The organism is Polymorphospora sp. NPDC050346, assembly GCF_040655695.1.
Classification (GTDB): domain Bacteria; phylum Actinomycetota; class Actinomycetes; order Mycobacteriales; family Micromonosporaceae; genus Polymorphospora; species Polymorphospora lycopeni.
The window spans coordinates 150,114-164,042 of record NZ_JBFAKM010000001.1 but is presented as its reverse complement, the minus strand read 5'-3'; the positions used below and the strand labels follow the sequence as shown (position 1 = coordinate 164,042).

11 protein-coding genes are annotated in these 13,929 nt (G+C 71.8%); 5 read left to right on the top strand and 6 right to left on the bottom strand.

Going from position 1 to position 13,929, the window contains the following annotated elements:
• Positions 1-140: 140 nt before the first annotated feature.
• The 4 genes from AB0I42_RS00685 to AB0I42_RS00670 are packed head-to-tail and all read right to left on the bottom strand — an operon-like array spanning position 141 to position 4,821.
• Positions 141-1,676 (bottom strand): lipopolysaccharide biosynthesis protein, encoded by a 1,536-nt coding sequence (locus AB0I42_RS00685; protein ID WP_357532848.1) that lies wholly within the window; start codon positions 1,674-1,676, stop codon positions 141-143.
• Positions 1,673-2,593, bottom strand: coding sequence for a glycosyltransferase family A protein (locus tag AB0I42_RS00680; RefSeq protein ID WP_357532846.1), 921 nt, complete (start codon positions 2,591-2,593; stop codon positions 1,673-1,675). The genes AB0I42_RS00685 and AB0I42_RS00680 overlap by 4 nt, the downstream gene beginning before the upstream one ends.
• A 15-nt stretch (positions 2,594-2,608) precedes the next feature.
• Positions 2,609-3,784, bottom strand: a complete 1,176-nt coding sequence (locus AB0I42_RS00675) for a methyltransferase domain-containing protein (protein ID WP_357532845.1) — start codon at positions 3,782-3,784, stop codon at positions 2,609-2,611.
• A complete protein-coding gene (locus AB0I42_RS00670; protein ID WP_357532843.1) occupies positions 3,781-4,821 on the bottom strand; it encodes an SDR family oxidoreductase in 1,041 nt (346 codons plus the stop codon). The genes AB0I42_RS00675 and AB0I42_RS00670 overlap by 4 nt, the downstream gene beginning before the upstream one ends.
• Before the next feature lie 269 nt (positions 4,822-5,090).
• Between AB0I42_RS00670 and AB0I42_RS00665 the strand changes: the two genes are divergently transcribed.
• The 5 genes from AB0I42_RS00665 to AB0I42_RS00645 are packed head-to-tail and all read left to right on the top strand — an operon-like array spanning position 5,091 to position 10,404.
• Complete coding sequence (locus tag AB0I42_RS00665; RefSeq protein ID WP_357532842.1) at positions 5,091-6,320, top strand: class I SAM-dependent methyltransferase; 1,230 nt, start codon at positions 5,091-5,093, stop codon at positions 6,318-6,320.
• The gene (locus tag AB0I42_RS00660) at positions 6,320-7,162 is read left to right on the top strand and encodes a glucose-1-phosphate cytidylyltransferase (protein ID WP_357532841.1); all 843 of its coding nucleotides are present in this window, start codon (positions 6,320-6,322) and stop codon (positions 7,160-7,162) included. The genes AB0I42_RS00665 and AB0I42_RS00660 overlap by 1 nt, the downstream gene beginning before the upstream one ends.
• On the top strand, positions 7,162-7,800 hold the full coding sequence (locus tag AB0I42_RS00655; protein WP_357532839.1) for a PIG-L family deacetylase: 639 nt from the start codon (positions 7,162-7,164) through the stop codon (positions 7,798-7,800). Before AB0I42_RS00660 ends, AB0I42_RS00655 begins: the two co-directional genes overlap by 1 nt.
• Before the next feature lie 22 nt (positions 7,801-7,822).
• Positions 7,823-9,139, top strand: coding sequence for a polysaccharide pyruvyl transferase family protein (locus AB0I42_RS00650; protein WP_357532837.1), 1,317 nt, complete (start codon positions 7,823-7,825; stop codon positions 9,137-9,139).
• Complete coding sequence (locus AB0I42_RS00645) at positions 9,139-10,404, top strand: Coenzyme F420 hydrogenase/dehydrogenase, beta subunit C-terminal domain (RefSeq protein ID WP_357532836.1); 1,266 nt, start codon at positions 9,139-9,141, stop codon at positions 10,402-10,404. Before AB0I42_RS00650 ends, AB0I42_RS00645 begins: the two co-directional genes overlap by 1 nt.
• A gap of 621 nt (positions 10,405-11,025) precedes the next feature.
• On the opposite strand, the gene AB0I42_RS00640 is transcribed toward AB0I42_RS00645, so the two are convergent.
• On the bottom strand, positions 11,026-12,402 hold the full coding sequence (locus AB0I42_RS00640) for a right-handed parallel beta-helix repeat-containing protein (protein WP_357532834.1): 1,377 nt from the start codon (positions 12,400-12,402) through the stop codon (positions 11,026-11,028).
• Positions 12,403-12,630: 228 nt separating this feature from the next.
• Complete coding sequence (locus AB0I42_RS00635; protein WP_357533426.1) at positions 12,631-13,695, bottom strand: AI-2E family transporter; 1,065 nt, start codon at positions 13,693-13,695, stop codon at positions 12,631-12,633.
• Positions 13,696-13,929: the final 234 nt, after the last annotated feature.

The following is a 13,929-nucleotide window of genomic DNA, read 5'->3' as shown; positions in this document are numbered from 1 at the left end:
TGCCCAGGCCTCACCCACCCGCCCGCGCAAGATCCGCGTGATCAGGGAGTATTTCGTCGCCACGCCGACAACACGCCCGACTTACTCCCTGATCACGCGGATCTTGGGGGTGGCGGGGAGAAGGGGAGAGGGAAGAAGGGCTACTGGGCGGGGGCCAGGGGGCGGCGGCGGGGGAGGCGTTTGCGGACCAGGGCGCGTACGCGCCGGTCGGTGGTCCACAGGATCGCCGCGGCGGTCAGACCGCCGACCGCGCCCATCACCACCACACCCGCCAGCGGGGGCAGCTCGTCGACACCGAGCCGGTTGACGGCGTACGGAACCAGCGCGGCAGCCGTCGCGGCGACCACCGCCGGCAGCGTCGGCAGCAGGAACCGCAGCACCGAGGCACCGGCCGCCCGGCGTACGGTGACCCAGATCGACACCGCGTTGACCACGACCTGGAGGCCCACCCCGGCAATGCCGATCGCGGTGGCCTGCGCCGCCGGGTTGCCGCCCGTGAACAGGGTGCCCAGCACGGCGAAGGTGGCCACCCCGAGCAGGCCCCGGGTCCACGAGATCGCGGCGAGCTTGCCCGGCTGGCCGATCGCCTGCAACGCGGGACCGAGCAGCACCCCGTAGACGTTGACCGCGCCGAACAGGCAGAGCACCTGCAACGGGACCTCGGTGCCGGCCCACTGCGGGCCGAGGAAGCCGACCAGCGGCCCGGCGGTGGCGGCCAGGACCCCGAGTACGGGCAGCCCGACGATGGCGCCGAGGTGCTGGAGCTGGGTGAGGTGGGCGGCGAAGGCGGCCCGGTCGTTCTGCAGTCGGGACAGCGACGGCAACGCCACCTGCTGAAGCGATCGGACCGTCACGTCGACCAGCATGTCGGGCAGCCGGGCGGCCAGCCGGTAGATGCCGGTGGCGATCGGGCCGAAGAAGATCCCGGTGAAGATGAGGTCGGCGCGGTTGCTGAGCATGACGCCGAGCCCGGCGTTGGCGGAGTGCAGCGAGAACGTCCACAACTCGCGGATGGCGCCGAACCGGATGCGCCGGCTCGGTCGCCAGGGGCAGACGACCCAGAGCACGACCAGACCGATGAGGGCGTTGACCAGTTGCTGGGCGACCAGCGCCCAGATACCGGCACCGGCGAGGGCGAGCGCGATCCCGACCACGCCGCTGACGAGCGCGGCGACCAGGGTACGGATCGCGACGGCCCGGAACTGCAGCTCGCGGCGGAGCACCGCCTCCGGCACGATGGCCAGCCCCTGTATGACGACGAGCGGGGCGAGCGCGATGCAGACCACGGTGAGCCGCGGCTCCCGGTTGATCAGGGACCAGACCGGACTCAGGGCGGCGGCGAGAGCGGCGACGCCGAAGCCGGCGATGGCCAGCACCCCGAACGCGGCGTCGAGGTGGGCGCCGGTCAGCTTGTCGCGCTGGACGATCGCCGACACCAGCCCCTGCTGGAGGATCGTCTGGGCGATGGTCACGAAGACCAGTGCCATCGCCAGGATGCCGAACTCGTCGGGGCCGAGCAGCATCGCCAGCAGGAACGTGACGACCACCGAGGAGCCGACCCGACCGGCGGTCAGGACGTACGACCAGCCGATCGCGGACCCTACCTTGGACTTCGGCGGTGGACCGGACTGGACCGGCGCCGCCTCGACGGTGCCGGACGGACTCGCGTTGGTCACCAGACGCTGCCGCGTGCTGTCGCGGGAGCGGGGTGCCGGACCAGGTGGCGGCGCCACCGTCCGAACCGTACCCGGACCCGGCGCACCGACCAGGCGGTGAGGAACGCGCTGGCGTTGGCCAGCCGGGTCGAACGCGGCGAGTCGGCGGTGGCGAGCACGCGCAGGGTCTCGCCCAGCATCCGCATCCGGGGCGCGCCGGAGGTGCGCCCGCCCTGGGGGGCGAACCAGGCGCTGGCGTCCGTCGCGTTGCTGTCCTTGGCCTGCCGCGTCGAGGCGCCGTGCACCCGGCGCATGAACAGCGGCTGGTCGACCTCGTGGATCTCACCCAGGGCGGCCACCTCGGCCATCAGCGTGTAGTCCGACGACAGGTAGGGGCGGATCATGCCGGTGCGGCGCAACGCTTCGAGCCGGAAGACGCCGAAGTGGGCGTGGCAGAGGCTGATGTGCGACGCCACCGCGGCGACCCGCCGCCAGGGGCGGTGGTGGCGCAGGTCCATGAGGTCAGCGTACGGGCCGATTGTTTCGCCTTCTTCGTCGATAAGAAGCGTCCGGGGATAGGCGAGCACCGTCTCCGGCCCGGCCGCGTCGAGGGCGGCGACGCAGGCGCCGAGGTGGCCCGGCAGGCACACGTCGTCGTACGCCGCCCACTTGAACAGTTCGCCGCGGGCCAGTTCGGCGACCCGGGCGAAGTTGGCGTGGCCGCCGAGGTTCTGCGGGTTGCGGTAGGCCCGGATGCGCGGATCGATCGCGGTGTAGCGCTGGCAGATCTCCCAGGTGCGGTCGGTCGAGGCGTTGTCACTGATCACGACCTCGAAGTCGTGGTAGTCCTGGGCGAGCAGCGCGTCGAGGCAGCCGATGAGGTAACGCTCGGCGTTGTAGACGGGGACACCGATGGTGACGCGGGGGGTGCCGGGCATCGTCTTCCTCCGGTCTCAGGCGACCAGCAGTTGGGCGGTCACGCCGAGCTGGCGCAAGGTGGCGGTGATCTCCTTACGGTATGCCGGATTCGTAATGATCACTGACCCGGTGCCCAGTTCCGCGAGCGTCGCCGGATCGGTGACCTCGTGCCCGGTGACCGGCAGGTAGCGCCCCCACTTGCGCGGGTTGACGTCGACGACGGCGGCGAGCCGGTGGTCGGGGTCGGCAAGGTGCAGGAACTGTACGCCGCGGGAGCCGGCACCCCACAGCACCGGCCGGTCACCCTCGGCGATCAGCCGGTCGATGGTGGTGCGCCAGTGGTCGCGCTCGGCGTGGTGCCGGTCGGCGAAGCCGGCGATGGACGTGAGTTGCCGGTCCCGGTCGGCGGTGTCGGGCAGCGGCGCGTCGGACCGGGGCGGCCCGTCGGCGTTCACGGAGAACTCCACGAACCGGAACATCCCGGAGAACAGCGGCCCGGTCGCCTCGACCCGCCAGCCGGCCCGCTCGACGATCGACCGCAGCGCGTACGCGTCGAAGTACGACACGTGCGGGTAGATCACCTCCCAGCCGGCGGTGGCCAGGTCGTAGCAGGCGTCGGGAACCTCGATGTAGCCGTGGACGGTCCGGCCGCCGGCGAGTTCGCGGAGCCGGACCAGGAAGCCGTACGGGTCGTCGAGGTGCTCGAACCAGTGCCGCGAGGTGACGAAGTCGAACGCCGGGGTCGAGTCGTCGAGCGGGGCGTGGGTCGAGTGGAACACCGCGCCGGACGGGTCCTCGCCGACCGGGCCGGCGAACATCGCGTCGTAGCCGTGCCCGCGGGCGCCGGAGACGTGGCACAGCTCACGCAGAAACTCGCCCTGCCCGCAGCCGACGTCGAGCACGGTCGCGCCCTTGAGCGGGTAGCGGTCGGCGAGGTGCCGGACCAGCTCGGCGGAGAACGTCTGGAACGCCGGTGAGTGGTGCAGGTTGGTGTCCATCGTGGTGTCGTAGACCAGCGCGGCCGGGTCGAACGCCACGTTGCGCACGTACGCGCAGGACGGGCAGTAGGCCAGCCGCATCTCGCCGAGCGGCGACGCCAGCGCCTCGTCGCGGCTGGCCCAGTGCACCCCGCAGAAGACCGGGATCGTCCCCAGGTCGGCGAACGGGACCAGTTCGGCGGCCCCGCAGGCGTGACAGGCCTGGCCGGTCATGCCGCCCCGCCGGCGGTCCAGCGCAGTTCGCCGTCGAGCCGACCGGCACCCTGCAACGACTGGATCCGGCGCAGCCGCTGGTGCCGCTCACCGCGGAAGTCCTCGATCGTCAGCCCGTGCCGCCGGTAGGCCTCGACCAGTTCCTCGACACCCTTGCGAACCGTCCAGCCCGGCTGGAAACCGGGCACCTCGGCGGCGACCAGGTCGCAACTCACCCGGTAGTTGCGGGCGTCGGCCGACGCCCCGCCGGCGAACGTCACCGTCGAGCCCGGCACCACCTCGGCCACCACCTCGGCGACGTCACGGATCAGGTAGTTCTCACTGGTCTGCCCGATGTTGTACGCCTTGCCGTGCACCACCTCGCGGGGCGCCTCCAGCAGCGCCAGGAACGCCGTCGAGATGTCCTCGATGTGCACCAGCGGCCGCCACGCCGACCCGTCGGAGAGCAGCCGCACCTCGCCGGTCAGCAGCGCGTGCGCGGCCAGGTCGTTGACGACCAGGTCGCCGCGCAGCCGGGGCGAGAAGCCGTACGCGGTCGCGTTGCGCAGCGACACCGGGGAGAAGTCGTCGTCGGCGAGGCCGGCCAGCCCCTGCTCGGACAGGATCTTCGACTCGCCGTACGGCGTCACCGGGGCGAAGCCGGCGTTCTCGTCCAGCGGCCGGTCGTCCAGGCCGGCGCCGTAGAGGCTGCACGACGAGGAGAACAGGAAGCGGGTCACCCCGGCGGCCTTCGCCGCTTCGGCCAGCCGCACCGTGGCCCGGTGGTTGATGTCGTACGTCAACTCGGGGTTGAGGTTGCCGATCGGGTCGTTGCACAGCGCCGCCAGGTGCAGCACCGCGTCGAAACCGGCCAGGTGTTCCGCCGTGACGTCGCGCAGATCCACCCGTACGGCCGGCACCTCCGCCGGGGCGGGACCGATCAGGCAGTCGGCGAACAGGTCGATGTCGAGACCGGCGACCTCGTGGCCGGCGGCGGTGAGCATCGGCGTCAGCACACTGCCGATGTAGCCGTGGTGACCGGTCACGAGAACGCGCATGGCAAAGCCCCCGCAGTGTCTTCGGGTGTGGGAGGCCGAGTCTATGAGGGGTGCGGTGACCGGGCCGAAGAGTGTCAGACTTCTTACTCAAGTGCCCTGGTGGGAGGCGCTCTGGCTAGCGTTTGCCAGACGCGCGTCGGGGACGGCGCGCCGGCGTCCCGCGCCCGGGAGCCGGCGGTGCCCCTGGGCCCGGACCCGACGGCAGCGTCGGGTGCGCCCACACCACGGAACGCCTCGACCGACATCCGCATACGCGTGGGGGAAGCTCAATGACCGTTGCCGAATGTCGGCTGTGCGCCACGGCGCTGACCGAGACCTTCGTCGACCTGGGCATGTCGCCCCTCTGCGAGAGCTACCTGCCGGCCGAACGGCTCGACTCCGCGGAGACCTTCTACCCGCTGCACGTCCGGATCTGCCCGAGCTGCCTGCTCGTCCAGCTCCCGGCATACGTGCCCGGGGAGGACATCTTCTCCGACTACGCCTACTTCTCGTCCTTCTCCGACTCGTGGGTGGCACACGCCAAGCGCTACGCCGACACGATGGCCGACACGCTCGGCCTCGGCCCGGACAGCCTGGTGACCGAGGTCGCCAGCAACGACGGCTACCTGCTCCAGCACTTCGTCGCCCGGGGCGTACCGGTGCTCGGCGTCGAGCCGGCCGCCAACATCGCCGAGGTCGCCAACGCCAAGGGCGTACGGACCCGGGTGCACTTCCTGGGGGCGGAGACCGGCGCCGCGCTCGCCGCCGAGTACGGCCGCGCCGACCTGGTGGCCGGCAACAACGTCTACGCCCACGTGCCCGACCTGGTCGGCTTCACCGCCGGGCTGGCCGCCCTGGTCAAGCCGGACGGGCTGATCACCCTGGAGTTCCCGCACCTGCTGCGGCTCATCGAGCGCCGCCAGTACGACACCATCTACCACGAGCACTACCAGTACCTCTCGCTGCTCACCGCGCAGCGGGCGCTGGCCACCGCCGACCTGGTCGCCGTCGACGTCGAGGAACTGTCGACACACGGCGGGTCGCTGCGGGTGCACGCCCGGCACGCGGCGGCGGCCGGTGAACCGTCCAGCAACGTCAAGTCGGTGCTGGAGGCCGAGGCCGAGGCCGGGCTGCACACCGTCGACGGGCACCGTGGTTTTGCCGAGGCGGTCTTCGACATCAAGCGCGATCTCGTCGAGTTCCTGCTCAACGCCCGTGCCGAGGGCAAGCGGGTGGTCGGCTACGGGGCCCCGGGCAAGGGCAACACCCTGCTCAACCACTGCGGCATCCGGTCCGACCTGCTCGAATACACCGTCGACCGGAGCACCTACAAGCAGGGCCTGTTCCTGCCGGGCACGCACATCCCGATCCACGCGCCGGAGCGCATCGCGCAGGACCGGCCCGACTACGTGCTCGTGCTGCCCTGGAACCTGCGCACCGAGATCTCCCAGCAACTCTCGTACGTACGGGAATGGGGCGGCCGGCTGGTCTTCCCGATCCCCACCCTCGAGGTGGTGTGATGAAGGTCGTCCTGTTCTGCGGTGGCCTCGGCATGCGGATGCGGGAGGGTGCCGCGTCGGCGCCCAAGCCGATGGCGATGATCGGCGACCGGCCGCTGCTCTGGCACGTCATGCGCTACTACGCGCACTTCGGCCACACCGACTTCGTGCTCTGCCTCGGCTACGGCGCCGCCGCCGTCAAGGACTACTTCCTGCACTACGACGAGACCCTCTCCAACGACTTCACGCTGGCCCGCGGCGGTCGCGACGTACGGCTCTTCTCCTCCGACATCACCGACTGGAACATCACCTTCATCGACACCGGGCTCAACTCCACCATCGGCGAGCGGCTGATGCGGGTCCGCAAGCACGTCGAGAACGAGCCGATGTTCCTCGCCAACTACGCCGACACCCTCACCGACGCGCCGCTACCGGAGATGATCGAGCGGTTCCGGGCCTCGACGGCCACCGCCAGCCTGCTCGCCGTACCGGTGCAGTCGACCCACCACGTCATCGACATCACCGACGACGACCAGGTCACCCGGGTACGGCCGATCCGCGAGCTGATGCAGTGGGAGAACGGCGGCTACTTCGTCCTGCGCCCGGAGATCTTCTCCGCGCTGCGCGAGGGCGAGGACATGGTGCCGCACGCGTTCGAGCGGCTGCTGCCCGAGCGCCGGCTGCTCGCCCAGCGGTTCACCGGGTTCTGGCGGGCCGCCGACACGTTCAAGGACCGGGCCGAACTCGAGGAGCTCTACCACGCCGGCCGCTGCCCCTGGATGCTCTGGGACGGCAACCGCAACGGTGGCGGCGCCGCCAGCGCCCTGCTCTCGTCGCCCGGCGCCCCCGCGTTGAGCCGTTGATGCCGGGCCTGCGCCTGACCGGGATACGCCGGGTGGTGCTGCTGGGCGCACACCCCGACGACATCGAGATCGGCGCCGGCGGGCTGCTGCTCGGCCTCGCCGCCGCCAACCCGCGGTTGCGGGTGCACTACGTACTGCTCACCGGCAGCCCCGACCGCCAGGCCGAGGCGCGGGCGGCGGCCACCGCGTTCCTGGCCGGTGCCGAGCTGAGCTTCGCGCTGCACGACCTGCCGGACGGGCGGGTACCCGCCCGGTGGGGCGACGCGAAACGGATCGTCGACGAGACCGCGCGGACGTTCGCCACCGACCTCGTCGTCGCCCCCGGCACCGACGACGCCCACCAGGATCACCGCACGCTGGCCGAACTCGTGACGACGTCGTTCCGGGCCGCGCCGGTGCTGCACTACGAGATCCCGAAGTGGGACGGCGACCTCGGACGGCGTAACTTTTACCTGCCGCTCAGCGAAGAGCGGGCCCGCCGCAAGGTTGAACTGCTGCACTCCAGTTTCCCGTCGCAGAAGGACCGGGACTGGTGGGACGACGAGGTCTTCCTCGGACTGGCCCGACTGCGCGGCATCGAATGCAGATCCCGGTACGCCGAGGCGTTCCGGTGCGAGAAAGCGGTGATCGAGCTGTGAGCGAGCGGAGCGTGGCGGCGGGATGAGCGAGCGAATCGACGGTGGGAGCCCGCTGTCGGCCTGCCTGTTCGGCGTACCCGGATCACATCTCAACCTCGGCGTCGGCGCGCTGCGCGCCGCCACCCTGGGCGGGCTGCTGACCCGGGAACCGGCCGCGGAGGTCACCGTCTTCGACGACGGCTGGGGGCAGCGGACCGGGCGGGCGTACGTCGGCGGGCGGCCGGTGCCGATCGGCCTGGCCGGCGCCCGGCACTCGCGCCGTTACCACCGGCCCGAGTCCTACCTCAACATGCGGGTCAGTGCCGCCCTCGGCGGGCTCGGCAACAGCGGCATCGCCAAGATCGACGCCGCGGACGTGGTGCTCGACGTCAGCGGCGGCGACAGCTTCAGCGACATCTACGGCGAGCACCGCTTCCGCACCGTCTCCTGGCCCAAGCGGCTCACCCTGCTGCGCCGCCGCCCGCTGGTGTTCCTGCCGCAGACGTACGGGCCGTTCAAGTCGACCCGGGTCCGTGCCGAGGCGGTCAGCCTCGTCCGCGGGGCGGCGATGGCCTGGGCCCGCGACCCGGAGAGCTACGCCGCGCTCGGCGAGCTGCTCGGCGCCGACCTCGACCCGGCCCGCCACCGCGAGGGCGTCGACGTGGCGTTCGGCCTCGAACCACGCGAACCCGACGAGCCGGCCCACGAGCAGTTGGCGACCTGGTTCGCGGCCGTACCCGGGCCGGTCGTCGGCATCAACGTCAGCGGGCTGATGGTGCGCGCCGAGGGCGCCGCCCAGTTCGGCCTCGCCGCCGACAGCGGACTGGTCGCCCAGCGCCTCTGCGAACGCCTCCTCGACGAGTCGGACGCCCGGATCGTCATCGTGCCGCACGTGCGGACCCCCGGCGGCACCGACGACGACACCGCCGCCAGCGAGCGCCTGCACGCCGCCCTCAGCGCCCGGCACGGCGACCGGGTGATGATCACGCCGCCCGGCCTCGACCCGCACCAGGCGAAGTGGGTCATCCGGCAGACCACCTGGTTCTGCGGCATGCGGATGCACGCCACCATCGCCGCGCTGTCGTCGGCCGTACCAGCGGCGATCCTCGCCTACAGCCTCAAGGCCCGCGGTGTCTTCGCCAGCGTCGGCCAGCAGCGCCACGTCGCCGACGCCCGCGAACTCGGCGACGACGACCTGCTCGACGCCCTGTGGCGATCCTGGACGAGCCGGGCCGAGACAGCCGCCGAACTCGCCGAACGCACCCCGGTCGCGATCCGCCGCGCCGGTGAGCAGATGGACGAGATCGTCGCCCTGGCCCGCACCGAACACGCCAACCGCAGCACCGCCGGAGCCCGTTGATGCCCCAGCCGCAGACCGTCCACGACGTCGCCGACCACAAGCTCTGCACCGGCTGCGGTGTCTGCGCCTACCTCGCGCCCGACGAGGTACGCATGGTCGACGTGCTCGAGTACGGCCGTCGCCCGCTGCCGATCACCCCGGTCGCCCGCAACGGCGCCGGTGCCGCCGCCGCGGTCGCCTGCTGCCCCGGCGTACGGCTGGAGCACGACACCGAGCGGGCCGCGCCCGGCGAGATCGCCGAACTGCGCGCGGCATGGGGGCCGGTCCGGGCCATCTGGGAGGGGTACGCCGCCGACCCGCAGATCAGGTTCGCCGGCTCCAGCGGGGGAGTGGCGACCGCACTGGCCGCCTTCTGCATCGAGCGGCAGGGCATGGCCGGCGCGCTGCACATCGGCGCCCGCAAGGACGTGCCCTACCTCAACGAGACCAAATACTCGCTGGGCCGCGACGACCTGCTCGCCAACGCCGGCTCCCGGTACGCCCCGGCCAGCCCCTGCGACCGGCTCGACCTGATCGAGTCGGCCCCCGCGCCGAGCGTCTTCATCGGCAAGCCCTGCGACGTCGCCGCCGTACGGATGGCCCGGCAGGTCCGGCCGGCCCTGGACGCCAAGGTCGGGCTGACCATCGCGATCTTCTGCGCGGGCACCCCGACGACGCAGGGCACCCTGGAGATGCTCAAGGCGCTCGGCGTGGACGACCCCGGGCAGATCGAGTCGGTGCACTACCGGGGCAACGGATGGCCCGGGCACGCCCGGACCCGCCTGGTCGACGACCCGCCGGGGCAGGAGCGCAAGCTCACCTACGAGCAGTCGTGGGGCGACATCCTGCAGAAGCACCGGCAGTGGCGCTGCTACCTGTGCGCCGACCACACCGGCGAGTTCGCCGACGTCGCCGTCGGTGACCCCTGGTACCGCCCGACCGACGGCGACCCGGGCCGCTCACTGGTCCTGGCCCGCACCGAGCGGGGCGTACGCCTCGTCGAGGCCGCCATCGCCGCCGGCGCCCTCGTCCTGGAGCCGGTCGAGCCGCGCATCCTGCCCGCCTCGCAGCCGAACCTGCTGCGGGCCCGGGGAGCCGTCTGGGGCCGCCTGGTGACGTTGCGGGCGGCGGGTCTGATGACCCCACGCCTGAAGCACCTGCCGATGGCGACCATGTGGCGCCACAACCTGTCGACGAAGGAAAAGTTGCAGTCGACGGTCGGCACGCTGCGCCGCGTCCGCCGCAAGCAGTTGCGCACCCGCGCCACCCTCACCCCGATGGACTGACCGCCCCGCACCCGCACCCACAGCCCCGTCCGCAGGGCCCGCCCGCCCGTGGCCGGCGGGCCGTGGCAGTGGCCGTGGTCGCGGGCCGTGGGGCCGCGGGCCGTGGGGTTGCGCGGGGTTCCCCGGCTGGGCCGATCAAGGGCTAGTCGTGGGTCTTCTGTCTGGAATGTCGTGTGATTTGTCCAAGGTCGACGGCGGCGGGCCCGCGGGGAGCGACGGCTCGGACCTGACCGGGGCGCGGCTGACCAGCGGGCTCGGCGGCGTCGGGGTACTGCTTCCACTGGCCACAGCGAATTCGCTGTGGCTACGCCGAATTCGCTGTGGAGCCGAACAGTGATGTGCCCGCCGGGTCCCGACGAGTGGCGGCGCGAACGAGGGACCGAGCGCGCCGGGTATCACCGGCCGTCCCGCCGGGTCGGACCTTGACCGTCACGTCCCGACCACGGCCGGCCCCTGAGTACGAGCCGGCCGCCGATCGTGGCCGCACCGTCGGCCCGCACCGTCGGCCCGAACCGCAGACCCGGGCGTCGGCCCAGGCGTCGGTTCGGGCGTCGGTTCGAACCGAGGCCCGGGCGCCGGCCCGAACCACCGGCCCGGGCGCCGGTCACCGGGCGGGCGTGGTCAGTCGGTGACGACCGGCTGCTTGTTGTCCAGGTAGACGTTGCTGGACTCCCAGGTGACGCCCGGGTGGTTGTGCCGGGCGACCACGCCGTAGCGGAAGTCGCGGCCGAAGACGTTGCGGCGGAACACCACGTTGGACGCGTTCGTGTCGTCGCGGATGTTGATCGAGTAGTTGCCGCCGTTGCAGTAGTTGTCCTCGAAGGTCAGGTTGCTGACCTGCGGCCCTGTCGTCGAGCCGACCATCAGGCAGGCGTTGAACGGGTCGCCGGTGCTCGCCCGGTAGGTGTCCAGGCGGTTGTGCCGGACGACGATGTTGCTGGCGCCGGTGGTCTGCAACGCGTCGTTGTGCGAGCCGCTGGCCCGGGCCAGGTCGTGGATCCAGGAGTCGACGATGGTCACCCGGGAGCCGAGCCGGGGGCCGTCGATCACGTTGTGGATGTTGACCCGGCGCAGGGTGTAGTTGCCGCAGCAGACCGCGGCCGAGTTCTGGCCGCCGCCGTTGATCTCGACGTCCTCGACGACGAGGTTGACGGTCGTGTCGTAGGTGCGGATCGAGTACGTGCTGCGGTTGCAGTTGATTTTGGACTTGCGGATGGTGACGTTCTTGGCGCGTACGTCGACGCAACCGTTGATGTTCAGGCCGGAGACGACCTGCCCGTCCTTCTTCAGTTCCAGGGAGCCGGAGTTGGTGAGCCGGGTGCCGGCGGGCACGCCGGTGTTGCGCTCGTTCGGCCACGACGACGGCAGTGTGACCGCGCCGGAGCCGGCGGACCGGCTGGCCGACGGGGAAGGGGAGGCGCTCGGGGCGGCGCCGAGGAATCCCGCGCCGCCTGGGCCGCTCGGGGTCGGGCCGGCGGTGGGCGGTGCGGCCTCGGCCCCGTACGGCTGGCCGTCGTGCCGGGAGTCGGCGATGACCGCGGGTGCCTCCGGCGTCTGGGCGTACGGCTCCCGGCAGCCGTAGGTGCTGACCCGCAGTGCCGTGTAGCCACCGGGGACGATGCCGTCGGTGTCCCGGGTGGTGCACCGGATCTCGGTGTCCTCGATCACGGTGCCCCGCACGCCGTCGCGGATTCGCAGGGCGGCCGAACCACCCGCGTTCAGCACGACGGCGCGGATGGTGACGTTGTCGGCGGCGACCTCGATCGGCCGTTCGATGGTCTGGTCGGCGACCAGCTCGCCCGGCTCGGTGATGACGAGCGGTGCGCCGCGGTCTTCGGGAGCGAGGAAGGTCCAGGCCGTGTAGCCGGCCGCGGCCACGACGGTCACGCACAGTCCGATGACGACGAGCAACGGCGGCCGTTTGGCCCGGTGGCGGCGTGGCCGCCGGCTCGGGGCCGGCTGCCTGACCTCGACGGGCATCGCGGCGGTGTGGGTCACGATTCTCCCTGAGGTCGCGATCGGCGCCGCTCGACGTGTGGCTCGGTGAGCGGGCCGGGGCTCCGCCGGGCTGCCGTGGCACCGGGTCGCCCGGCGCCGACCAGTCGAGCGGTCGGGCGGGTCTGCCGCCGGGCCTGCCGACGGACGCTGTGCTGCCCAAACCCGCTGAACCATACAAGTCCGCGACGACGGCTCACAACCCCGCGGCGGTTGAACTATGGGCCAAAATCAGCGGGACTCCTGCCGGGGCAGGACGACTTCGCGCAGGACGAGTTGCACCGCGGCGACCGTCGGAATCGCGATCAGCGCACCGATGACGCCGACGAGGGCGACACCGAGCAGGGCGGCGACGATGGCGGCCACGTCACTGACCTTCACCGACCGGCGCATCACCTTCGGATAGATGAGGTAGTTCTCGATCTGCTGGTAGACGACGAAGAAGACGACGCAGGCGATGCCGACCGGCAGCGACATGGCGAAGCCGACCAGGCTGACGATGACCGCGCCGAGGGTGGCGCCGATCTGCGGGATCAGGTCGCAGACCGCGACCACGACGGCCAGCGCGAACGGGTACGCCAGCCCGACGATGACGGCGAAGACGTACGTGCTGACGCCGGCGAGAACCGCGATCGACAGGGCACCCACCAGGTAGGCCCCGACCTTGGTCAGGATCTCGTCGCCGATGAGTTCCACCCGCTCCCGCCGGGAGGCCGGCACCAGCGCGTACGCCAACCGCTTCAGCCGCTCGAAGGTGGCCATGAAGTAGATGGTCAGCACCAGCACGGTCAGCACGTTGAACGCGGTGCCGAAGATGAACCGGGCGCCGCCGAAGACGCCGCCGAGGGCCCGGCCGATGGTGTCGGCGTTCGCGGCGGCCTGGACCTTCTCGATCACGTCGTAGCGTTCGACGAGTTCGTTGACGGTGTCGTTGCGCCGCAACTGCTCCACGTAGGACGGCAGCTGCTCGATGAACTGGCTGGACTGGGTGACGACCGGCGGCACGAGGGCGAAGACCCCGCCGCAGAGCAGCAGTACGACGGTCAGTCCGACCACGGTCACCGCGAGCCCGTGCGGCAGTCCCCACCTGCGCAGCCGTACGACCGCGGGGTTGAGGCCGATGGCCAGGAACAGCGCGATGAAGACCAGGACCAGCATGGACGCCGCGTTGCGCAGGGCGAGGAACGCCGCGTACGCCACCATGAGGCCGAGGCCACCGGTGAGCCCGATGAGGAACGCGTTGCGGCGCAGCGGCGGGCCGGGCTTGCCGAACCGGCTCTCGATCCCGCCCGCCAGGGCATCCGCGACCCGGGCCTCGGCGGATCGGGCGGCGTCGGCGGATTGGCCGGCCTCGGCGGACCGGGCGGCGTCGCCGGGCCGGGTGTTGTCGCGCCGGGCGCTGTCGGCGGGCCGGGCGTTGTCGGCGGCCGGACCGGCGGGTTCGCCGGGGGTGGACGGCGGCGTCTGCCCCGGGTTGTCGTCCGGCACCGGGACCTCCCGACGTCTCGCCCCGGCAGGATGCCGAAAGCC

Coding starts and splice junctions, on each gene's coding strand:
- AB0I42_RS00660 (WP_357532841.1), top strand. CDS start 6,320: ATGAAGGTCGTCCTGTTCTGCGGTGGCCTCGGCATGCGGATGCGGGAG.
- AB0I42_RS00650 (WP_357532837.1), top strand. CDS start 7,823: ATGAGCGAGCGAATCGACGGTGGGAGCCCGCTGTCGGCCTGCCTGTTC.
- AB0I42_RS00675 (WP_357532845.1), bottom strand. CDS start 3,784: ATGACCGGCCAGGCCTGTCACGCCTGCGGGGCCGCCGAACTGGTCCCG.
- AB0I42_RS00645 (WP_357532836.1), top strand. CDS start 9,139: ATGCCCCAGCCGCAGACCGTCCACGACGTCGCCGACCACAAGCTCTGC.
- AB0I42_RS00670 (WP_357532843.1), bottom strand. CDS start 4,821: ATGCGCGTTCTCGTGACCGGTCACCACGGCTACATCGGCAGTGTGCTG.
- AB0I42_RS00655 (WP_357532839.1), top strand. CDS start 7,162: ATGCCGGGCCTGCGCCTGACCGGGATACGCCGGGTGGTGCTGCTGGGC.
- AB0I42_RS00680 (WP_357532846.1), bottom strand. CDS start 2,593: ATGCCCGGCACCCCCCGCGTCACCATCGGTGTCCCCGTCTACAACGCC.
- AB0I42_RS00665 (WP_357532842.1), top strand. CDS start 5,091: ATGACCGTTGCCGAATGTCGGCTGTGCGCCACGGCGCTGACCGAGACC.